The organism is Nocardiopsis oceani (assembly GCF_054777395.1).
Map to the genome: position 1 here is coordinate 24,735 of NZ_BAAHAR010000043.1, position 21,763 is coordinate 46,497.

Below are 21,763 nucleotides of genomic sequence, written 5' to 3' on the forward strand. Positions count from 1 at the left end.
ACCCGGGTGTGGCTTTGGACGATCATTCCGGGTCGGATACCGTGGCAAGTCGGATCATGTTCATGTGCTGAGCGTGTGGCGGCCCCCTCTCGAGGGGGCCGTCCGCACGCCCGTTCAACAGGTGGAGCTTTACGGTGAGCGGTGCTGTCCCGAGCGGGTTTCTCGCTCTGCCGAGAGTCGACCCGGCCCTCGCCCGCCAGGTTAAGGACGATCTCGACAAGGTCGAGGACCTCCTGCGTGAGGTGGTGCGGTCCAGCGACCCGATGCTGACCGAGGCCGCCTCCCACCTGCTGGAAGCAGGGGGTAAGCGCTTCCGGGCCATGCTGGTGCTGCTCGCGGCCCACTTCGGTGACCCCCGGGTCCCCGACCTCATCCCGGCGGCGGCCGTGGTCGAGCTGACCCACGTCGCCACGCTCTACCACGACGACGTCATGGACGAGGCGGACCTGCGCCGCGGAAAGCCCAGCGCCAACCAGCGCTGGGGCAACAACGTCGCCATCCTCACCGGCGACTTCGTGTTCGCCAAGGCCTCCATCCTGCTGGCCGATCTCGGTACCGAGGCGGTCCGTCTCCAGGCGGTGACCTTCGCCCGCCTGGTCCAGGGCCAGATCCTGGAGACCTCCGGTCCGCGCGACGGGATGGACGCGCTGGACCACTACCTCAACGTCATCGACGACAAGACCGCGTCGCTGATCGCCGCCTCCGCGGAGTTCGGCGGCATGTTCGGCAAGGTCGACCCGGAGACGGTGAGCACCCTGACCCGCGCCTGCGACGCGCTGGGCATGGCCTTCCAGCTCGCCGACGACATCCTGGACGTGGCCAGCGAGAGCGCCGATTCCGGCAAGGTCCCCGGCACCGACCTGCGCGAGGGCGTGCTCACCCTGCCGATGTTCTACGCGATGCGTTCGCGGGACCCGGCCGACGAGCACCTGAAGTCGCTGCTGGGCCGCCCCCTAGACGACACCGAGGCCGAAGAGGCGCTGGCGCTGCTGCGCCCGCACCCGGCCATGGCCGAGGCCGACGCCACGCTGCGGCGTTGGGCCGCCAAGTCCCGCCAGGAGCTGGAGACCCTGCCGGACGTCCCGGCCCGGACCGCCTTCCTGTCCCTGTGCGACTACGTGGTGGAACGCACCGGCTGACCCGGCCCCGAGCCGGGGTTGCCCCAGAACCTCCGCAGGCCCTCGCCGCCCTTCTCAGGGCGGCGAGGGCCTGCGCGTTCTCCGGATGTCCCTTTGACATGGATATGAACGTACGTACAATAATTATGTACGTGCGTTCAATTTCTGGGAGGGTCATGCCCGGCAAGCGAGTCCTGATCTCGGGCGGAGGGGTAGGCGGTCCAGCCCTGGCGTTCTGGCTGCACCGGTACGGCTTCCGGCCGACCATCGTGGAGAAGGCCTCAGAAGTGCGCACCGGCGGCTACCGCCTCCAGATCGAGGGCGCCGGGATCGACGCCCTGCGCCGGATGGGGATGCTGGCAGAGCTCCGGTCACGCGGCGGCCCCCCTCCGGGGGAGCTCCACTTCGAGTACGGCGGGCGCCGGGAGGTCGTGGTTCCGGGGGCTTCACTGGTCTCCGCGGAAGCCGGGTTGGCGATCCGGCGGGGCGAACTCTGCGACGTGCTGTACCGGAACGTCCGGGACCACGTCGAGTACCTGTTCGACGACTCCGTGATCGGTCTCCAGCAGTCGGACGACGGAGTCGCCGTGCGGTTCCAGAACCGGGAACCGCGCGACTTCGACCTGGTCATCGGGGCAGATGGCATCCACTCCAACACCCGGTCCCTGGTCTTCGGCCCAAAGGAGCGGTTCCGCCGGTACCTGGGGACCAATATCGCGCTCTTCGACCTGGACAACGACCTCGGTCCGCTGCACCGCGTGATCGGCAGGATCCGGCCCGGACGCGGGTCCTTGGTCGTCCCGTTCCCCGGCGGCGACCGACTGGAGTGCACCCTCATCACCCGGGACCGGGAACCCCTGGACGACGTGGAACGCTACAAGGACTCACTCCTCGAGCGCTTCGCCGACGACGGTCCGGAAGTGGCACGCCTGCTTGCCGCGATGGACGACAGCCGCGTCACCCATGTCTCACCCACCGTCCAGATCCACATGGACTCCTGGACCAGCGGCAGAGTGGCCCTACTCGGAGACGCCGGCTACTGCCCGGATCCGATGACGGGCCAGGGGAGCACCCTCGCCCTCGTCGGCGCGTGCGTCCTGGCCGGTGCACTCGCTCGGGCCGGCGGTGACCAGAGGATCGCCTTCCCCGCCTACGAGGCCGCCATGAGGGACTTCGTCGACGCCAACCTCGCTTGGGGCGGCCAGAACACCGCGATGGTGGCACCGGACACGGGGCCCGTGGGTCTGCGCCTGCGGTCCTGGTTCTACGGCGCTCTCATCCGGGTGGCCTCCCGACTCGGAACGCCTGAGAGCACGCGGCGGGCCTACAACTTCCCGCTCGCCCAACACGTCCCCGTCTGACACGGCGACGGCGCCGCCCCGGTGCGTGGGGCGGCGCCGTGCGGAGTTGCGGGCCGGGGATCAGCTCACGACGGGCAGGGCCTCGGAGCCGGGCAGGTCCATGAAGGTCGGGTGCTCGGTCATGCCCTCGGGGGTCTCGGGCTCGGGGCCGCCGCCCTCGATGGACACGAGGTCGCTGGTGTCCACCTGGTCCAGCAGGTCGCCCTCGGTCAGCCCGGCCACCAGGTCCTCGGCGGTCTCGGTGTTCACGCCCTCGGCCACCTGGGGCAGCTGGGCCTCCGACAGCGGACCGTTCAGGGACACCGGGTCGGTGCCTTCGGCGTCGCTCACACCGGTCACCAGGGCGTCGGTCAGGTCCCCCACCCCCGGGGCCTCGGGCGCAGCGCTCTGGTGGACGGTCTCTTCGCCGTCCTCCCAGTTGCGGTTGCCGACCATCTCCAGAACCTCCTCCTCGCCGAGGTTCACGTAGTTGTCGGCGGTCAGCTCGGTGGACTCCACCACCTCCTGGAGCTGGTTGGGCGTCTCCACGCCGAAGCCGGCGGCCAGGTCCCACATGTTGGGTGCGGTGGGCACGGCCTGGCTCATGGGCTCGGTCAGGTCCTGGCCGCCGTCCGCGTCCAGGACGTTGAGCTCTTCGAGTGCCAGTGCGTTGTCACCGGTCAGTTCGGTGACGTCGGTGAGTGAGGGCGCCTCGCTCAGCTCGGGCAGGCGCTGGCCCTCGAGGCCGGGTGCCTGAGCGGAGTCCAGCTCGGGCAGCGTGACCATCTCGTCCCGCAGCTCAGCCACGGACTCCACCGTGTGCGGCAGCAGCTCGCTGGCCGTGTCCTCCAGTGAGCCGCCCGTCTCGCGTGCGGTGTCCTCCAGCGCCACGCTGGTGTCCTCGGCGGTGGCCTCCAGTGCCTCGCCCGCGGACTGGCCGACGGTCTGGTTCGGGTTGCCGTCCAGGCCGGTGCGGCTCTGGGCCTCGGCGACGGTGTCGGCCAGCGGAGACTCGGGCAGCGGCGCGGCCAGGTCGGGCGCGGACTTCTCGGGGTCGTGCGCCGTCTCCTGGAGCTCGCTCAGGGCGTCTCCGGCCACGGGGGTGACCCCCTCGGGGGCCAGCTTGTTCATGGTGGGGGCCACGCCCTCGACGAGTGCGCGCTCGACGGTGGGGGCGACCTCGTGCACGGGGGTCTCCATGCCCTCCGCGCCGGCGACACCCGCGCCGAGTGCGACGAAGCTCGCGGCACCTGCGGCGAGGAGTACGGCTCGGGCGGAGTAACGCTTGGTCTGCGTCATGGGGTTCCTTCAGCTCTGGTTGACGGGTCGGCCGCGACGTCGTGGGCAGCGGCCGGGCGAAGCCGGGGCGGACCACCGGCTGACGTGAATCACGTGAACGCGGGCACGGGACTCAGGTCAGCTCCCAGGCAGGCTGCGGGCTGGGAACGGTCCGGGCGCGCAAGAGGGGCGCCTGGCGGTGGGACCGTTCGCTAGTCGGGCGAGACCGTAGGGTCGTCGGCCGGGTCGGCGGGCACAGGGTGCAGGCGGTGGGCGGCCAGCGGTACCGCGTCAGAGACCGGTACGGGCAGGAGCGCCGAGCTGAGGTAGCCGGCGAGGGCGGGCGCGGGTGCCGGGCCGTTAGCGGTGGGTGCGGCGGTGCCGGAGGCCGACAGGGTGTGGTGGTGCTCGGGGGCGCGGTCCGCGGGGTCCGCCGACTCGACCGGGGCTGCGGTGGCGGCGGGTGCCGACCTCTGGTGCTGGGTGAGCGCGGAGGCGTGTTCGGAACTGGTCGGTACGGTATCGGCCTCGGGCGCTTTGGTGCCCTGAGCGTCCTCGGTGTCCGCGGCGGGCTCTTCCTGCTCGGTCGCGGTCTCCTCGGTGGGCGAGGAGCCCGGTTGGCTGGAACCGGTGACCGGGAGCGCGGGGACGAGACCCCCTTCGGCCGCCTCCTCGCGGGTACGGTCGATCTCCTGGACGACGTCGCGGACCTCGCCTCGCACTTCACCGCCGACCTCGGACAGGCTTGCCGGTGCGGGCAGGCTGGTTGCGGCCGCTGCGGTGTCCGCGGTGTCCTCCAGGCCCTGGTGCACGGTGGCGAGGGTGCCGGTCACCGGTTCGGTGACCTCCTCCGGCACGATCCGCTCCAGGGCGGGTGCCTCACCGAGGCCGGGTTCCCGGTCCTGTTCCCCGTTCTGGGACAGGGCCCCGGTGACGGCGGTCCCGTCACCGTCGGCGTCCGTTTCGGCCTGGGCCGGTGCGGCCAGGAACAGCCACAGTACGGCGAGGAAGGCGCCGACCAGGAGTGGCAGGCCGATGACGGCGGGGGTCACCGCTCGCGCAGCCGAGACGGCACGGAGCGCGCCGGTTCGGCTGGTGCGAGGCATCAAGGGGGACCCTCCGGGACGTAAGGCCAGGTCGGGGCGGGACAGAGCCCGGCGCCCACAACCTGACGTTAGCACAACGTCACTAAGGGTAGTTTGGAATGGCCGAAACTAGGTCGCCCGGCTCACCCTCGTGGACCGGGGGAAGGGGAGGGGCCGGGAGCGGATTCGGGGTGCGGGGGATCCGGCGGCCGCTCGGCCTCCTCGCTTTCCCGGACGTCTCCGGCCTCCGCGGCCTTCTGAGCGTTCGCGGCCGCAGCAGCTCTCGCAGCGGACCGGCTCCGAGAGTTCCGGATCTGGTCGAAGGCGAACACGCACACGGCCAGCCAGACGAGCACGAAACCCACCCAGCGGCTCAGGGGCATCTCCTCCCCTTGGATCAGCCAGCCGATCAGGAACATCATGGTCGGCGCGATGAACTGGAGCATGCCGATCACGCTCAGCGGGACCTTGCGCGCGGCCAGGCCGAACAGGAGCAGGGGGAGCGCGGTGACGAAGCCGCCGCCCACCAGCAGGGCCGTGTGTCCGGGAGAGACCGAGAAGGTGGTGCCCGCCCCGGTGGCCTCGAGGTAGACCACGAACCCCAGGGCCGGCAGGAACATCACCAGGGTCTCGACGGTGAGGCTCTGCATCCCGTCCAGGTCCACGTACTTCTTCACCGCGCCGTAGGCGGCGAAGGACGCGGCCATGAGCAGGGACAGCCAGGGGGTGGAGCCGTAGGCGACCGTCATCACCCCGACCGCCGCGACCCCGAAGCCGACCGCCACCCACTGGGCGGCGCGCAGCCGTTCGGCGAAGAAGACCACGCCGAGGCAGACCGTCATCAGCGGGTTGATGAAGTAGGCCAGTGAGGCCTGGAGGGTCTGGACGGTGGAGACCGAGTAGATGAACCCCCACCAGTTCACCGAGATGAGCACCGCGGCGACGGCGACCGGGAGCAGGCGCCTGGGGCTGCGCAGCACCTGGGGCAGCCAGGACCAGCCGCGCCGGGCCAGGAACAGGACGACGCACATCGCGAGGAGGGCCCACACCATGCGGTGGGCGAGGACCTCGGTGGGTTCGGAGGCGGAGAGGAAGGGCCAGTAGAGGGCCGCGAAGCCCCACAGGAGGAAGGCGCTGGCCCCGAGGGCGACGCCGCGGTTGGAGTCCGACACAACCGTAATCGTAGGACGAATCCCTGCCCCTGTCTCCCCATATCTCCCGACCTGTGGACAACTCCACGAGGCAGCGGTGCGGACCGGGCCCGTTCCGGAGGCGCGGTTGTCCACAGGGTGGGCACCTTTCCGGTAAGCCCTGGACCCGCCGGATAACCTGGAGGCATGTTCGGTAGAAAGACCACGATGGTCGACCCCGCCCGCGCACTGCCCGGCCGCGACACCGAGATGCCCGTGCCCTTCGGGCACACCGTGCTGGGGACCCAGCTCACCCCGCCCTACCCGGAGGGCAGCGAGATCGCCGACGTGGCGATGGGCTGCTTCTGGGGCGCCGAGCGCGTCTTCTGGCAGCTGGGCGCGGAGCGCGGGATCATCACCACCGCCGTGGGCTATGCGGGCGGTTACACGCCCAACCCCACCTACGAAGAGGTGTGCTCCGGCCTGACCGGCCACACCGAGATGGTCCGGGTGGTCTTCGACCCGGCCAAGATCTCCTACCCCGAGATCCTCAAGGTGTTCTGGGAGGGCCACGACCCGACCCAGGGGATGCGCCAGGGCAACGACATGGGTACCCAGTACCGGTCGGCGATCTACTACCACTCCGAGGCCCAGCGGGAGGCCGCCGAGGCCACCCGCGACGCCTTCCAACCGGTCCTGACCCGTTCGGGCCACGGCCCCATCACCACCGAGATCGCCCCGCTCAAAGCCTTCTACTTCGCCGAGGACTACCACCAGCAGTACCTGTCCGACGCCAAGAACCCCAACGGCTACTGCGGCATCGGCGGAACCGGCGCCAGCTGCCCGATCGGTGTCGCCACGGCCGACGACTGACCGCGAATGATGCCCGTGCGGCGGAAGGCGTCAGCGGTGAGGTGACGGTGGTCCGGGTGCGGTCGGCGCGTACGCGCGGGCCTGGATCCCGTACAGCTCGGCGTATCTTCCGCCCTCGGCCAGCAGCTCCCGGTGCCCCCCGGACTCCACGATCCGGCCCCGGTCCATGACCAGGATCAGGTCGGCCCCGGCCACCGTGGAGAAGCGGTGCGACACCACCAGGGTCACCGCGCCGGTACGCGCCCCGTACACGCGGGCGCGCTCCATGTACCGGCGGAAGATCGCCTCCTCGCTGTGCGCGTCCAACGAGGCGGTCGGCTCGTCCAGCACGAAGAACAGCGGGTCGGTGCGCATCGAACCCCGGGCCAGCGCGGTGCGCTGCCACTGGCCCTCGGACAGGTCGGTCCCGCCCAGATCCCGCCCCAGCTGCGTGTCCATCCCCTCCGGAAGCCGCCGGAGCACGTTCTCGCCATCGGCCGCGTGCAGCGCCCCGCGCACGGCATCGGTGTCGTCGATCCTCGGCAGGTCGCCGATCCCCACGGTCTCCCCGAACCGGATGTGGAAGCGGCCGAAGTCCTGGAAGACCGCGGAGCACCGCTGCCGCCAGGTCGGGACCGAGATCCCCGCCAGGTCGGCGCCGTCCAGCCGGATGCTTCCGGAATCCGGGTTGTACAGCGACAGCAGGAGCTTGACCAGCGTGGTCTTACCCGAACCGTACTCGCCGACCACCGCGACCACGGAACCTGCAGGCAGCTCCGCGGTGACGCCGTCCAGGGCCTTCACACCGGCGCCCGGATAGGTGAAGTCCACCCCGTCCAGGACGATGCCCCGCTCCAGCCGGACGGGCGGGGGATCGGCCGCGACGGCGCGCTCCTCCTGGGCCCGCACGTACGCCCGCAGCCACAGGTACGGCTCCACGACCCGGCGGGAACCGGCCGCCTCCACGGTGGCGGCCACGGTCCCCTGCACGGTCTGGCGCAGGCTGACCGCCATCATCACGGTCAGCACCAGGTCGCCGACTCCGCTGGTACCGGCGGCGGTCTGGTAGACCACCAGCGCGATCGCCCCGGCGAACGCCGCCACGAACACCGTCCAACCCCCGGCGTTCCACAGGGCGGCGCCGGCCCGGGCCCGGAACCGCGAGCTGACCGCCGCATCCCACGCCTCTTCCTGGAGTTCGATGAGCCGGTCGGCGGCGCCCGCGACCCGGACCTCCTTGCCGCCGTCGGCAGAGGTCACCGTCTCGAAGAGGTGCTGTTGCAGCCGGTAGGGCTCGGCTCCGGCCACTTCGGCGCGCTGCACCAGGAGCTGGCCCCGGTGGTTGCACCAGACGGGGACCGCCGCCAGCGGGATGAGCACCAGGAGCAGCGGGTTCACGCTGCCCAGCAGAACCACGGTGATGAGGAGCTTCAGCAAGTTGGACAGGCTCAACAGCGCGGTCCAGGCGCTACGGGCGATCAGGCCGGTCGACCTGCGCACGATGCTGACCCGGTCCAGGAAATCGCTCCGTTCCAGGTGCTCCAGCCCTTCGACGGAGTTGATGTCCCGGTGCACCACCGGACTCAGGCCGAGGCGGCCGGTGCGGTCGGCGGTGGTGGTGACACAGTCGTTGGTGAGGTCCTGGATGACCAAGGTGAGCGCGTAGGCCAGGGCGACGCCGGCCGCACCGAGCAGGGCGGTGCCCAAGGAACCCTGGGAAGTGGCGTCGAGGGTGGCCCGCATGGTGAGGGCCACGGCGGCGACCGCCGCCACCGATACCGCGATGATCCCGAGCGTGCCCGCGGTGTACCCGGGGGCGCTCCGCCAGGACAGCCGCAGGACCTCCCACCACAGGGACAGGTAACGCCTCATGCCCGGTCCTCCCTCGTGTCCGTGTCCCCAGAGTCCCTGCTCCTCGTGTCCGCGGTCCCAGGGCCCTTGCTCCCCGCTTCCTCGTCCGGTTCGGTGCGGAAGCGCCGGGCCTGCACGGCGAACATCTCCGCGTAGACCCCGCCCCGAGCCACGAGTTCTTCGTGGGTGCCCGACTCGGTGATCCGGCCGTCGTCCAGCAGCACGATCCGGTCGGCACGGCGGACGGTCGAGAGCCGGTGCGAGATCAGCACGATCCCGTTCTCCCGGCGCCGTTCGGCGAGCCGGTTGAACAGCTCGAACTCGGTCCGCACGTCCAGGTGGGCGGTGGGTTCGTCGGCGACGATCAGGTTGGCGCCGCGCCGGACCGCGTAGAGGGCCCGGGTGAGGGTCAGCTGCTGCCACTGGCCGCCGGACAGGTCCACACCCCCCGTGCGGGAGCGGGCCAGCGGGGTACCCCAGCCGTTGGGCAGTCGCTCGAGGACGGGGACGAACCCGGCTGCCTCGGCGGAGGCCCGCAGGTCCGCCTCAGGCGAGCCGCCGCCGGGACCGTGCCCGTGGGATGCCGCACCGAGCAGGACGTTCTCCCGGGCTGAGAGCTGGTAGCGGTTGAAGTCCTGGAAGAGTACCGACAACCGGGCCCGCCACTCCTGGGGGTCCATCGCCGCGATGTCCACGCCGTCGGCCGTGATCCTCCCGGACGTGGGCCGGTACAGCCCGCACAGGAGTTTGATCAGCGTGGACTTGCCCGCCCCGTTGAGGCCGACCACCGCGAGGAGCTCGTCGGTGCGGACCTCCAGGTCGACCCCGGACAGGACCGGCCGTTGCGTGCCGGGGTAGGTGAAGCCCACGTCCTCGAACCGGACCACCCGGACCCGCTCCGGTACCTCGGCGGCCGGGGCTTCCTCGCCGGACGGGGCGCCCTCCGTCCCCTCCCCGGAGCCGGAGAGCAGCTCCCGGAGCCGCTGCGTGGACCGGGCGATCTTGGCCGCCCCCGCCATGTGGTGCAGTTCCACACCGGAGCCAAGGGATTGGAAGACGGACCATCCCGCGGCGAGTACGGCGGTCTGTGTTGCCACCGTCGTCACCCCACCGACCGCATCCGCCGTGACCAGTAGATACACCGGCAGCAGGCCGATCGCCATCACCGAGAACGACACCCACTGCAACTGGACCGTGCGGTCGATGTGCGACCACAGCGGTCGGTTGGCCTCCCGGAGGTGGCCCTGCATCCGCTCGACCACCCAGTCCGTGAGCCCGAAGACGCGGATGTCCTTGCCCTCGGACGGGGAGACGGTCGCGTTCCGCCACACGTCGGCGTGCATTTCACTCCGGATAGCGAACCGCCACTGCTGGGCGTTTCCCGCGAACCGGCGGAAGTGGAGGGTCCGATTGACTACCGCCGGTAGCAGAACCAACGGGACCGCCCACCAGGCGTACTGGAAGAGGATCCCACAGGTCACCGCGGCTCCCATGAGTCCGCACACCCACTTGAGCACTGCGGTGGCCCCGTCGCCCGGGGTGCTCTCCACCCCGTGGTCGGGATCGGCGCGCACCTCCCTGATCAGCCTCTGCACCTCGGACGACTCCAGCGCGGCGATGCCGGGAGCCGAGGAGGCCATCCGGGCCACCCTGGACCGGTGGGCACCGTCCACACGGGACTTCACCAGGTACTCCAGCGGCGTGGCGGCGGACTCGCCGAGGTGCCCGGCGAGCAGGACCAAGGCCAGGAGCATGAGGGGCGGGAGGGCGGCGGTGAAGAGTTCCGGTGCCACCGGAGGAGCGAGCTCGGCCACCAGTGCGGCCAGGGCCAGCGCGGTAAGCGGTGGGACCAGCCGTTCGGTCAAGCGGACGCCGAACAGGGCCAGGACCGGCACCGGACCCGCGTCCCGCAGGGGTCTGACGGGTCGGGAGCGCTTCCAAGGGCCTTGCATAGGACTCCTCCCTGAGAGCACGGGCGCCGTACCGGGGTGACCGGTGGGCCCCGACGGGAGCGAGGTAGTGCACCCGTTCCGGGTGGGACGCTGCCCACACACGGTCGGTTCTCGGTGCGGCGCCGGTGCCCTACGGACACGGGAACGGCCCCGGCGGACCTCGAAGTCGTCCATCGCACCCCGTCGAGTGGGGTGTTGCAACGACCACTAGAACTCAAGGGCGCCGGGGCCGCAGGCGACCGAACCGGTCAGACCCGGCTCACGGGGTCCTTCAGGTCGACCACCCGCGCCGCACGGCGGCGGCGCATCCGGGCCACCAGCGGGATCAGGGCCGCCAGCAGGACCAGGGCGTACAGAGTGACGGAGATGCCGCTGTCCACCAGGATTGCCGGGTCCCCGGAAGAGGCGGCCAGCGCACGGCGGAACTCGGTCTCCGCGATCGGCCCCAGGACCACACCGATCAGCGCGGGGGCGACCGGGACCCCGAAGGTCCGCATCCCCAGCCCCAGCACGGCGATGGCCAGCAGCATCACCAGGTGCGCCACCGAGGTGTTGATGGCGTACACCGCCAGCACCGAGAACAGCGAAATACCCGCGTACAGGTACGGCTTGGGAAGCTTCAGCAGCTTGGCCCACAGCGGGGCGAACGGCAGGTTGATCACCAGCAGCAGGACGCTGCCGATCAGCAGCGAGGCCAGCAGGGTCCACACCAGGTCGGAGTTGCGCTCGAACAGCACGGGGCCCGGTTGGAGACCGTACTGCTGGAAGGCGGCGAGCATGATCGCGGCCGTCGCCGATGTGGGCAGACCGAGCCCCAGCAGCGGGACCATCGTGCCCGCGGCGCTGGAGTTGTTGGCAGATTCAGGGCCGGCCACGCCCTCGATCGCGCCGGTGCCGAACTCGTTCCGCTCGCCCGATTTCCGTGCCCGGCGCTGAGCGAGCCTGCGCTCAAGGCCCAGGGAGAGGAAGGTCGGGATCTCGGCCCCGCTGCCGGGGATCGGCCCGAAGGCGCTGCCCAGGGCGGTGCCGCGCAGCCACGGCTTCCAGGAACGCCGCAGGTCCTTGCGGCCCAGCCACGGTCGGCCGGTACGGATCGCGGAGAAGTCGGCCGCGGACTTCCCGCGCGCGGCCACGTAGAGAACCTCGCCCAGGGCCAGCAGACCCACGGTGACGATCACGATGTCGATGCCGTCCAGCATGCTGGACGAACCGAAGTCGAACCGGGCGGCCCCGCTCTGGCCGTCGATCCCGATCATGCCGATGGCCAGTCCGATGAGCAGCGAGGCGATGCCGCGCAGGACCGAACCGGACACCACGGCGGCCACGGCGACGAACGAGAACACGGTCAGCGCGAAGTACTCGCCGGGACCGAAGTTGAGCGCGAACTCCACCATGACCGGGGCGAACAGAGCCACGACGAGCGTGCCGATGATGCTCGCCACGAACGAACCGATCACCGCGGTGCCCAAGGCCTGGGCGGCCCTGCCCTTGAGCGCCATCTTGTGGCCCTCGTAGGTGGTGGCGATCGACGACGCCTGTCCCGGGGTGTTGAGGAGGATCGATGTCGTGGCGCCACCGAACATGCCGCCGTAGTACACACCGGCGAACAGGATGAACGCGCTTGTGGGGTCGAGGCGGAAGGTGACGGGCAGCAGCAGTGCCACCGCCATGGCCGAGCCCATGCCCGGCAGGACGCCCACGGCGGTGCCGAGGAGTACGCCGAGGAAGGCCCAGACGAGGTTCTGGGGGGTCAGCGCGGCGGCCAACCCGTCCATGAGGTTGATCAGGGTGTCCATCAGGGCATCAGCTCCAGGATTCCGCCCGGCAGGCTGAGACCGAGGCCGAGTGAGAATCCGACCTGGACCGCCGCGGACATCGACAGCGCCACGATCGCGTCGCGCAGGTAGGCGCGGGCACCGAAGGCGTAGGCCACGATCCAGAACAGGAGGGCGCCGGCGAACAGCCAGCCCAGCGGTTCGAGCAGCGCGGTGTGCACCACCAGCCCGGCCAGGACGGTCAGTGTCGGGCGCGTCTCGAACCAGGCCAGCGGGGAGCCGCTTCCGGTGCCCCGCGCGCGCAGGTTGGCCACGGCCATGCACGCGGCGGTGATCAGCAGCAGTACCCCCACCGCGACGGGAAAGGCGCCGGGTCCGGGCCGGGTGGCGTCCGGCGGGACCTCGACGGTGAGGCCGCCCCACATACCGAGGAGACCGAGTACGGCGGCCAACCCGGGGATGACCCACGCGCTGGGGCCGCTCCAGGCGGCGGTCTCCGGATCAGGTGCCCGGCCCCCGTCCACCTCGGCGCCGTCGGGGTGCGCGGTGTCCTCCGCGGCCCCCGCGGTGTCCTCCGGCGCCGTGGCGGGCTCAGGGCTCGCCGGATGCTCCGGTGCCGCGGCGGGACCGGAGGTCTCAGCGGGTAGCGTCGTCTGCTCTTCCGGCGGGGTCCTCACAGTCCCAGCTCCTTCACGGTCTCCCGGGTCAGGGCGACCTCCTCGTCGAGGAACTCCCCGAATTCGTCCCGGCCCTGGTAGGTCTCGGTCCACCGGTTGCGTTCCAGGGTGTCGGCCCAGGCATCGGTGGCCAGGAGTTCGCGGACCAGAACTTCCAGCTCGTCCGCGTCCTCGCCGCTCAGGCCGGGCGGGGCGATGACCCCGCGCCAGTTGGACATCTCCAGGTCGTAGCCGAGCTCGGCAAAGGTGGGGACGTCCACACCGTCCAGCCGCTCGGGCGAGGAGACGGCGAGGGCACGCAGCGGGCCGTCGTCCTCGACCTGGTCGCTGAAGTCGCCCAGGGTTCCGAACCCGACCTCCGACGTCCCGGAGAGCAGCGAGGTCAGGGTCTCGCCACCGCCCGAGTAGGGGAGGTAGTTGATCTCGCCGGAGGAGACGTCCATGGACTCGGCGGCCTGGGCGGCGAAGATCTGGTCGACTCCGCCCATGGAACCGCCCGCGACCGGCAGGTCGCCGGGGCGCTCCCGCCAGTCCTCGGCGAGGTCGTCGATGGTCTCGTAGGGGGAGTCCTCCGGCACGACCACGGCCATGTACTCCGACGCCATCTGGGCGATGGGGGTCACGTCTTCCATCGTGTGGAGCGAACCGGTGGTCTCCACCGCCCCCACCATGCCGAGTCCGGTCATGGTCAGGACGCTGTCCTGCCCCTCGCGGCTCACGGTCTGGGCCAGACCGATGGTGCCGCCCGCGCCGTCGGCGTTGCGGACCTCGACGTTGAAACGGAGGTCCTCCTCCCGCAGCCCGTTCTGCATCTCGCGGGCCAGCGTGTCCCATCCGCCACCGGGCCCGGCCGGTGCGATGAGCAGGAGCTTCTCCTGAGCACCGTTGCCGGACGCGGCACTTTCGCGTACGTCGTACAGTGCCACCCCGACCAGGAGGAGGGCACACAGCCCTCCCACCAAGCGGAGCAACACGCCACGATCGCGCATCGTCCTCTCCTTCCCGAATGTCCGTGCACGCCCCCGGTGCGCAGACACGGGGGAGATCCAGGCCACAGTGTGACCCGCCGCACGGGCGGGTGAGGGTTTTGTTAAATCTGGAGTCATATTGGTCGTATTGTTCGTGAAGCCTGTCCGTGGAACCTGACCGCGCAGCCCCCACCTGCGCGTTCAATGGCCCACCCCCGGCCACTGGAGCTCACTATGACCTCACGCCTCGCGCGCGGGCGCCTCTCACTCACCGGTTCGCTGTTCATCGGTTACGTCTGCCTCCTCGCGGTCGCCCTCACGGTCCTCGGCGTGCTCTGGGCACTCCACCTGGACCGGGAGACCGACCGGCAGTACTCCGAACGGGTGCTCACCGTCGCCCGGGCGGTCGCCGTGCTGCCCGAGGTCGCAGACGGGCTCCAGAGCCCGGACCCGGCCGCCGAGCTCGACCCGCTGGCCGATCGCGTCGCCGCGTCCACGGGGGTGGACTTCCTGGTCATCGCTTCGCGGGACGGAGTACGGCACAGCCACCCTGACAAGGAACTCATCGGCCAGCCCGTGTCCACCCCGCCCGGTCCCGTGGTGGAGGGATCCGAGTGGACGGGCGTGGAGGACGGAACCCAGGGCCGGACGGTGCGCGCCAAGATCCCGGTCTTCGCCGACGGAGGCTCGGTACACGGGGGCGACGCCGAGGGCGAGGTCGTGGGCTACGTGTCCCTCGGCATCCTGGACTCCAGCGCCGCCACCGAAGCCCGCGCCGCGATCCCGGCGATCCTCGCCGCCACCACCTTGGTCCTCTCCCTGGGCGTGGCCGGGGCATGGGCTCTCTCCCGGCAGGTCCGCAACAAGACCCACGGTCTGGAACCGGCCGACATCACCGCTCTGCTGGAGAGCCGGGAGGCCCTGCTGCACGCCGTGCGCGAGGGGGTGCTCGCGGTCGACAGCGGCGACAGGGTCGTCCTGGTCAATCCGCCGGCCCGCACCATGCTCGGCCTGGCCGAGGACGCGGAGGGCCGCCGCCTGGAGGAGCTCGACCTGTCGGAGAGGGTTCGGGACATCGTCTCCGGCACCGACCCCGGCGACGACCGCATCCTGCTCTCCGGCAACCGCGTCCTGGTCGCCAACCGGATGCCGGTACGGATCCGCGGCGAGGCGGCCGGGGCCGTGGTGACCCTCCGGGACCGCACCGAGGTCGATCGGCTCACTGGCGAACTCGACGGTGCGCGCACCGTCACCCGGGGCCTGCGCGCGCAGACCCACGAGTTCGCCAACCGGGTGCACACTGCTGCAGGGATGCTGGAGCTGGGCGCCCACGAGGAGGCCAGGGCCTACCTGGCCGACCTGTCCGCCACGCACACCCGGACCTCGGTCGGGGTGGCCGAGTACGTCCAGGACCCTGCCCTCGCCGCGCTTGTCCTGGCCAAGTCCGCCCAGGCCTCCGAACTCGGTGTGGATCTGCGCCTGTCCCCGGTGACCAGCGTTCCCGTGGTTCTCCCGGGGGACCTGCGGTCAGACGCGCTGCTCCTTCTCGGGAACCTGGTGGACAATGCCTTGGACGCCGCCACCCCGAACGGTTGGGTGGAGCTGTTGGTGCGCCTGCACTCCGCGGCCGACACGGACCTGCCGCACGACCTGCTGGAGGTCCGGGTGACCGATTCAGGGCACGGGGTGTCGGACGAGGTGGCTGAGGAGATCTTCCGCTACGGCTTCACCACCAAGGCGTCCCGTGACGGGGGCACCCGGGGTCTGGGCCTGGCCCTGGTCAAGCAGGCCTGTGAGAGCAGAGGGGGAAGCATCGAGATGGAGGCACCCGACGCAGAGGAGGGCACGGTGTTCACCGCCTGCCTGCCCGTCGCGGCGACGACGGGGGTGTCCCGGTGATCCGCGTGCTGGTCGTCGACGACGACGTCCGGGTGGCACGCAACCACCAGGAGCTCGTGGAGTCCGTACCCGAGTTCACCGTGGTCGGCGTCGCGCACACCGCGGCCGCGGCCCTCACCCAGGTGCGCGGGCACCGGCCCGATCTCGTGCTGCTGGACCTGCACCTACCCGACGCTTCGGGGATCTCGGTCATGCGCACCCTGCGGTCGGCCCCGGAACAGGGCACACCCCAACCCGACTTCTTGATGATCACGGCCGTCCGCGACCTCGCCCAGGTCCGTTCCGCGCTGCACGGCGGTGCCGTCCATTACCTCCTCAAGCCGTTTCCGCTGAGTGCGCTGCGCGACCAGCTCGAAAGGTACGCCGTGGCCCGCCGCCAGATGGAGGGGGAACGGGAGGCCACCCAGCACGAGGTGGACAAGCTGTTCGGGCTGCTGCGTCCGCCCGCCGCCCGATCGCTGCCCAAGGGCTTGGCCTCGGCCACGGTCGACCTGGTCGCGGGGGTCCTCCGGGATGCCGAAGGCGAGGTGTCAGCCTCCGATGTCGCCGAACGCTCCGGGGTCTCCAGGGTCACCGCCCGCCGCTACCTGGAGCACCTCTGTGCCGACGGCCGCGCCGAACTGCGCATGCGGTACGGCTCCGCGGGCCGCCCCGAACACCTCTACCGCTGGGTCGCCTGAGACAACCTGCGGATTCAGTTCCCAGCTGGGTCACCGATGTTCTTCATCCATGGGCCGCTCGCGAGCAGCCAGTGTGCGACAAGGTTGATGGGGAAGAGCAGGTCGGTTTCGAAGATCTCCTCTCCGTAAACCCGTGTGACCACCTGGTGCCGGCCATCGAACAGTCGCAATTCCAGCAGACCGATCTTGTCGGCCAGGGGGTTGATCCAGTACGAAGGGATGCCGAAAGCCGCGTACTCCTGGCGCTTGATGTGGTTGTCCCGGAACACGCCCTCGGGCGAGACGAGCTCCACTGCAAGCAGGGGTGGGATGTCGAAGTACTTCTCTTCCGGGATGCCACAGTCGAAGACCGCCAGGTCGGGGATGCGATGGCTGGTTCGTTCGGCGTTGAGGTTGACTCCGGGCCCCTCCCGATCTCGAACTCACCGTTACAGATCAGACTGAGGTGGAAAGACAGGCGGTTGGTCGCTCGGAAGTGTTTGGACGAAGGCGCGGGAGACGCGTCAAGCCTCCCGTCGGCAAGCTCGTGTCGCCGCCCCGTCCGGGGTGTTCTCCAGGTCGTCCACGGTCAGCCGTCGTCCGGGGTACGTCCGGGGGCCCGGCCCGGTAGTCATGACAGCCATACTGCCTCCTCAGGTGCATGAAGACCAGTATTGTGCGTCACCCTAAGTTACCGGTGAGTTTCCACAGGGGTGGACCCGGTCGGCCCCGCCTGCGCGGCAGGACTACGGTTCCCGGGGCCCGTCCGCTTGGAGCAGGGGTGTTCCGGGCTCGGGCGCCAGGCCGAGCAGCCATCGGACCACGCCGTGCAGGAGCAGTGTCGCGCCCGGCATGAAGCGGCTGCCGTGGTGGTACACCGGGTCCATGGTGGTCACGGCGACGACCCCGGGCGTGCTGTGCCGGTCGACCGCCAGCAGCGCTCCAGCGGGCCACCCCGGCCCGGTGTCGCGGTGGTGGACGAGGACCTCCGCCTGTTCGGGGACGTCCAACACCCCGTGGAAGTGCCACCGCTGGGCGCGTGGCGCTAGGTGGCGCTGGAGCGGTTCGGCGGTCTCCCGGATGTCGATGCCCGGGTCCTCCCCGGTACGCCACCACCAGAAGTTGGTTCCGGTGCGGGTGAGCACCGTGCCCGGCACCGCGTCCAGGGCGTTCTCCCCGGACACGAACACGGTGCCGCCGCGACCGGCGACGTCCAGGCACGACTCGGCCACCCGTGCCCACAGGTCGGGGTGCAGCCGGTCCGCCACGAGGAGGCGGGTCACCCCGGCCAGGGTGTCGCGACCGTCGGCCAGGTCGCGCAGGTACACCGGACGCACGCCGTACCCGGCCGCTTCGAGGTCCTCGAGGGTGGCGAGTTGGTAGAAGGCGCCGTCGTGCAGGAAGGCGATCCGGTCCGTCACGTCCACTCCTCCGTTCCCCACCGCAGCAGCTGCGGCAGGATGCGCTCGGCGCTGTTGCCCTCGGCGCGGTAGGTCCACAGGTCGTTGCCGCCGTGCAGCAGGACACGGCCCCCGCCCGCGCGCAGTTCCGCGTCCACGGGCAGGTCTTGGACCCGGTTGATGACGGTCGCGTCGCTCGGCAGGTCCGGATAGCCGCCGCGCCCGTAGAACCCAGACACACCCATCCGAGAGGAGAGGTCGCGCACGTCGACCCCGTCCCAGACCGGGTGCGGCGTGACGGCGGTGACCGCGAGCTCGGTCTGGGCGGTACCGGCCGCCCGCCGCCAGCGGGGTGCGCCCGTGAAGATTGGGCGCACGAGGTGTCCGCCCAGGACGAGCGTGCCGCGGCGGGCGAGGAAGCCGTCGATCAGCCCTCGGTGGCGTTCCAAGTGGACCTGGTCGGCGTGCATGCCGACCAGCAGTAGACGACAGTCCTCGGGGAGGGCGCTGACCGAGTAGAGGTTCAAGGGCTGGACGCCATCGGCGGTGAAGGCGGGCGGACCCGCGGTGAGCAGGGTGATCATGAGCCGTAATGGGGCGCGACGAGGACCCGTTCGCGCGTTCCTTCCGTGATGACGTGGGTGCTGACCGGCAGATCGAACAGTTCGGAGAGCTGGGCGCCGGTGATGAGGTCGGCGGCGGTGCCTGTCTCCACGCGGTCGGCGTGCATGAGGACGGCCCGGTCGGCGACCCAGGCGGCGTGGTCGGGGTGGTGGGTGTTCATCAGTACCGCGTACCCCTCGCCAGCCAGTTCCTTGGAGACCCGCAGGAGGGCGCCCTGGTTGCGGACGTCCAGCGCGGAGGCGGGCTCGTCCAGCATGAGCGTTCGGTGCCCCGAGCACAGCGCGCGGGCCACCAGCACGAGCTGGCGCTGCCCGCCGGACAGTTCTGTGAAGGGCCGTTCCGCAAGGTGCTGCGTGCCGACCCGGTGGAGCGCGGTGCGCGCGGCGCGGACATCGGCCGCCCGCGGACGGGAGAAGGTCCCGATCGACCGGGCCCGCCCCATGAGCACCACGTCCAGAACGGAGAAGGCGAAGGTGGGCGGGGACGCCTGCGGAACGTGTGCCGCAGGCTCATCCCGACTGACGCTGCCCTCCGTGGGGCGGGCCAGCCCCAGCAGGCAGCGCATCAGGGTGGTTTTGCCGCGCCCGTTGGGCCCCATGACGCAGGTGACCGCGCCCGAGGGGACGGTCAGGTCGAGCCCGCGGAACAGCCATGCGCCGCCCGGGTAGCGGAACCCGAGCCCGTGCGTCTCAATCACCGGTCCACACCCTTGATCGGTTCGTGTGCAGGAGGAGGAAGAACACTGGCGCTCCGATGAGCGCCGTGAGTGCGCCGAGGGGGATCTCGCCCGCGGTGGCGGTCCGCGCCAGCGTGTCGATGACCAGCAGGTACACGCCGCCGAGCAGGGCGCTCGCGGGGACGAGGACCCGGTGGTCGGGGCCGACGAGCAGGCGCGCGGCGTGCGGGATGACCAGGCCGATCCAGCCGACCACCCCGGACACCGACACAGCGCCCGCGACCATGAGGGCGGTGGCGCCGAGTACGGTCCAGCGCAGGGTGGCGACGGGGACGCCGAGGCCGCGCCCCTCCTCGTCGCTGAGGGTGAGGATGTTCAGGCGCCACCTCAGGGGCAGCACCACGAGCATCCCGGCCGCGGTGGTGGACGCGACGACGGCCACCGTCGGCCAGGTGGACGTGGCGAGGGAGCCCATGAGCCAGAAGACGATGCTGGGCAGGGTGTCGTAGGGGTCGGCGAGGTAGGTGACGATCGAGACGAGCGCCGAGAAGAACGCGCCGATGATCACGCCGGCGAGGACCACGGTCAACGCGCCGCCGCCCTGTCGGCGCGACAGCGCCCACACCAGGAGCAGGACCGCGAGCCCTCCGGCCAGCGCCGAGGAGACCAGCCCCACCGCGGTCCAGCCCAGGGCGATGGCCAGGACGCCGCCGAAGGAAGCGCCCGAGGAGACGCCCAGGATCTGCGGGTTGACCAGCGGGTTGCGGAAGGCGGCCTGCATCGCCGCGCCGCACACGGCGAGGCACGCCCCGACGAGCAGGGCCGAGGCCACCCGCGGCCCTCGGACCATCAGGACGACGCGCTCGTCGGAGTCGGTCCAAGGGCTCTGGAGGAGGTCGCCCAGGCCGGGGACCTGGGCCAGGAGGATCCCGGAGACGTGCACCACGTCGAGTGTGTAGCGGCCCACCGCCAGGCACAGGACCGTGGCGGCCAGGGTGAGTGCCACGAGCCCGGTGAGGACCAGCGTGTTCCTGCGTGTTCCGGGAAGGACGGGGTCGTCGATGGGGGTGATAGCGGTTCCGGGGGCGGACGGGCCCGCGCCCCGGGAGGTGTTGCGGGTGTCGGCCTCAGTCGGAGAAGACATCGTAGCCAGCCGAATCCGCGTTCTCGTCGGTGCGGAGGATCTCGTCGGTCTGCTCGTCCGTGGGGGCCTGGCCGTACAGGAACTCGTACGTGGAGGAGATCTCGGGCCGCAGCGGCTCCAGGTCCGACTCCGGGTGCACGACCCGGGCCAGCCAGTGCCACATCAGGTGTGACTCCTGGTTGGGCGGGTCCCAGCGGTAGCCGCCCAAGGGGATGCGGTAGACGCTGTCGTTCTGGACGGCGGCCACGTCCTCCCACAGGGGGTCGGCGTGGATGTCGGCCGGGACGACGGTGTCGAAATGGCTGAGCAGGACGATGTCGGGGTCCCACTCCAGGATCTGCTCGATGCCGACCTCGACGGTGCTGCCGGAGAGCTCGGCGGCGGGGTTCTCCGCGCCCACGAGGTCGATGACGTAGTCCTGGTAGGTCCCGGCACCGTTGGTGGTGTAGCCGTCGCTGGCCTGGTTGAGGTACAGCACACTCGGTGTGTCCTCGGTGTCGGCCACCGCCGCCTCGATCGTCTCGAGGTGCTCGTGGTAGTTCCCGATGATCTGCTCGGCCCGCTCCTCCTGTCCGAGGAGGACACCGAAGATCTCGATCCACTCCTCCAAGTCTTCCTGGGCGCCGTAGGTGAGGCCGAGGACGGGGACACCCGCGTCCTCCAGGGGGCCGGTGAGCTGTTCACCCTGGTCGCCCCACTGGACCACGACGTCCGGATCGAGGGCCAGGGTGCTCTCGACGTTGGGGACGAAGTCGGTGCCGGCGACGTCGGAGGGGATCTCCTGTGCCTCCGGGAAGAACTCGCCGAGGATGCCTTCGGAGAGTGCCTGCTGGGACGACTCGTTCATGCCGGCCAGGCGGTCGGGGCCACCGTCCACGGCGAGCATCAGGGATGCGGCGGGCATGGGTACCGTGACCACGCGCTCGACGGGGCCGTCGAGTTCCAGGGTCTGTCCGCGCTGGTCGGTGACGGTGATGGTCTCGCCGGAGGTGTCCTCGTCCGCCGGAATGGCGGTCGCGCATCCGGCCGCGGTGCACAGCGCGGTGAGGGCGGCGAGCGTGGCGGTCAGGCGGCCGCTCCCGGAGGGGCCCGGGGGCATGGGACGTCGAATGGAGGTCTTCATGGTTAGGTGAGCCTAGCCTAATGAAGCACCGTGGGGAAGGCGGGGGTGCCGACTCACGCGTGCCCCCGTCGGACTTGACCTTGGGCAACGTGAGGTCAAGCCCGACGGCGGCGGGCTTTCCGGTGCGGGCCAGGCGGGCCGGCCCAGCGCGCCCCGCCGACTCCGGTGGCATGTGTCACGCAAGGAGCCTGTGTCACTCAGGGGCCCGTGTC

At 70.8% G+C, this 21,763-nt stretch carries 19 protein-coding genes; 5 read left to right on the forward strand and 14 right to left on the reverse strand.

The window, feature by feature from the left end:
• Nucleotides 1-134 precede the first annotated feature (134 nt).
• Both ACYVDG_RS24160 and ACYVDG_RS24165 read left to right on the forward strand, forming a co-directional pair.
• Complete coding sequence (locus tag ACYVDG_RS24160) at nt 135-1,139, forward strand: polyprenyl synthetase family protein (protein ID WP_460757903.1); 1,005 nt, start codon at nt 135-137, stop codon at nt 1,137-1,139.
• Nucleotides 1,140-1,294: 155 nt separating this feature from the next.
• Nucleotides 1,295-2,479 (forward strand): FAD-dependent monooxygenase, encoded by a 1,185-nt coding sequence (locus ACYVDG_RS24165; RefSeq protein ID WP_460757905.1) that lies wholly within the window; start codon nt 1,295-1,297, stop codon nt 2,477-2,479.
• 60 nt (nt 2,480-2,539) lie between these two features.
• Here the strand turns inward: ACYVDG_RS24165 and ACYVDG_RS24170 are convergent, their stop codons facing one another.
• The 3 genes from ACYVDG_RS24170 to rarD form a co-directional block, all read right to left on the reverse strand.
• Nucleotides 2,540-3,757, reverse strand: coding sequence for a hypothetical protein (locus tag ACYVDG_RS24170; protein WP_460757910.1), 1,218 nt, complete (start codon nt 3,755-3,757; stop codon nt 2,540-2,542).
• Nucleotides 3,758-3,948: 191 nt separating this feature from the next.
• A complete protein-coding gene (locus ACYVDG_RS24175) occupies nt 3,949-4,842 on the reverse strand; it encodes a hypothetical protein (RefSeq protein WP_460757913.1) in 894 nt (297 codons plus the stop codon).
• 122 nt (nt 4,843-4,964) lie between these two features.
• A complete protein-coding gene (gene rarD / locus ACYVDG_RS24180; RefSeq protein ID WP_460757918.1) occupies nt 4,965-5,993 on the reverse strand; it encodes an EamA family transporter RarD in 1,029 nt (342 codons plus the stop codon).
• Between the two features lie 165 nt (nt 5,994-6,158).
• On the opposite strand from rarD, the gene msrA reads away from it, so the two are divergent.
• Entirely contained in the window at nt 6,159-6,824 is a 666-nt protein-coding gene (gene msrA / locus ACYVDG_RS24185) for a peptide-methionine (S)-S-oxide reductase MsrA (protein ID WP_460757921.1), read from the forward strand.
• A gap of 30 nt (nt 6,825-6,854) precedes the next feature.
• Here msrA and ACYVDG_RS24190 read toward each other — a convergent pair whose 3' ends face one another.
• The 5 genes from ACYVDG_RS24190 to ACYVDG_RS24210 all read right to left on the reverse strand — a co-directional run bounded on the left by ACYVDG_RS24190 (nt 6,855) and on the right by ACYVDG_RS24210 (nt 14,047).
• Nucleotides 6,855-8,675, reverse strand: a complete 1,821-nt coding sequence (locus ACYVDG_RS24190; RefSeq protein ID WP_460757923.1) for an ABC transporter ATP-binding protein — start codon at nt 8,673-8,675, stop codon at nt 6,855-6,857.
• Entirely contained in the window at nt 8,672-10,606 is a 1,935-nt protein-coding gene (locus ACYVDG_RS24195) for an ABC transporter ATP-binding protein (RefSeq protein ID WP_460757926.1), read from the reverse strand. Before ACYVDG_RS24195 ends, ACYVDG_RS24190 begins: the two co-directional genes overlap by 4 nt.
• A 248-nt stretch (nt 10,607-10,854) precedes the next feature.
• Entirely contained in the window at nt 10,855-12,402 is a 1,548-nt protein-coding gene (locus tag ACYVDG_RS24200; protein ID WP_460757929.1) for a tripartite tricarboxylate transporter permease, read from the reverse strand.
• On the reverse strand, nt 12,402-13,058 hold the full coding sequence (locus tag ACYVDG_RS24205) for a tripartite tricarboxylate transporter TctB family protein (protein WP_460757934.1): 657 nt from the start codon (nt 13,056-13,058) through the stop codon (nt 12,402-12,404). The genes ACYVDG_RS24200 and ACYVDG_RS24205 overlap by 1 nt, the downstream gene beginning before the upstream one ends.
• Nucleotides 13,055-14,047 carry a Bug family tripartite tricarboxylate transporter substrate binding protein gene (locus ACYVDG_RS24210; protein ID WP_460757937.1) on the reverse strand — a complete coding sequence of 331 codons (993 nt, stop codon included), beginning with the start codon at nt 14,045-14,047 and terminating at the stop codon, nt 13,055-13,057. Before ACYVDG_RS24210 ends, ACYVDG_RS24205 begins: the two co-directional genes overlap by 4 nt.
• Nucleotides 14,048-14,260: 213 nt before the next feature.
• On the opposite strand from ACYVDG_RS24210, the gene ACYVDG_RS24215 reads away from it, so the two are divergent.
• Nucleotides 14,261-15,925, forward strand: a complete 1,665-nt coding sequence (locus ACYVDG_RS24215; RefSeq protein ID WP_460757941.1) for an ATP-binding protein — start codon at nt 14,261-14,263, stop codon at nt 15,923-15,925.
• A complete protein-coding gene (locus ACYVDG_RS24220) occupies nt 15,922-16,605 on the forward strand; it encodes a response regulator (protein ID WP_460757945.1) in 684 nt (227 codons plus the stop codon). The genes ACYVDG_RS24215 and ACYVDG_RS24220 overlap by 4 nt, the downstream gene beginning before the upstream one ends.
• A 14-nt stretch (nt 16,606-16,619) precedes the next feature.
• Here ACYVDG_RS24220 and ACYVDG_RS24225 read toward each other — a convergent pair whose 3' ends face one another.
• The 6 genes from ACYVDG_RS24225 to ACYVDG_RS24250 all read right to left on the reverse strand — a co-directional run bounded on the left by ACYVDG_RS24225 (nt 16,620) and on the right by ACYVDG_RS24250 (nt 21,551).
• Entirely contained in the window at nt 16,620-16,970 is a 351-nt protein-coding gene (locus tag ACYVDG_RS24225) for a Uma2 family endonuclease (protein ID WP_460758059.1), read from the reverse strand.
• Nucleotides 16,971-17,330: 360 nt separating this feature from the next.
• Nucleotides 17,331-18,005, reverse strand: coding sequence for a hypothetical protein (locus tag ACYVDG_RS24230; protein ID WP_460757948.1), 675 nt, complete (start codon nt 18,003-18,005; stop codon nt 17,331-17,333).
• Nucleotides 18,002-18,568 (reverse strand): hypothetical protein, encoded by a 567-nt coding sequence (locus ACYVDG_RS24235; protein ID WP_460757952.1) that lies wholly within the window; start codon nt 18,566-18,568, stop codon nt 18,002-18,004. Before ACYVDG_RS24235 ends, ACYVDG_RS24230 begins: the two co-directional genes overlap by 4 nt.
• Nucleotides 18,565-19,305 (reverse strand): ABC transporter ATP-binding protein, encoded by a 741-nt coding sequence (locus ACYVDG_RS24240; RefSeq protein ID WP_460757955.1) that lies wholly within the window; start codon nt 19,303-19,305, stop codon nt 18,565-18,567. The genes ACYVDG_RS24235 and ACYVDG_RS24240 overlap by 4 nt, the downstream gene beginning before the upstream one ends.
• Nucleotides 19,298-20,428 (reverse strand): FecCD family ABC transporter permease, encoded by a 1,131-nt coding sequence (locus tag ACYVDG_RS24245; protein WP_460757958.1) that lies wholly within the window; start codon nt 20,426-20,428, stop codon nt 19,298-19,300. Before ACYVDG_RS24245 ends, ACYVDG_RS24240 begins: the two co-directional genes overlap by 8 nt.
• Nucleotides 20,412-21,551, reverse strand: coding sequence for an ABC transporter substrate-binding protein (locus ACYVDG_RS24250; RefSeq protein ID WP_460757961.1), 1,140 nt, complete (start codon nt 21,549-21,551; stop codon nt 20,412-20,414). The genes ACYVDG_RS24245 and ACYVDG_RS24250 overlap by 17 nt, the downstream gene beginning before the upstream one ends.
• Nucleotides 21,552-21,763 lie beyond the last annotated feature (212 nt).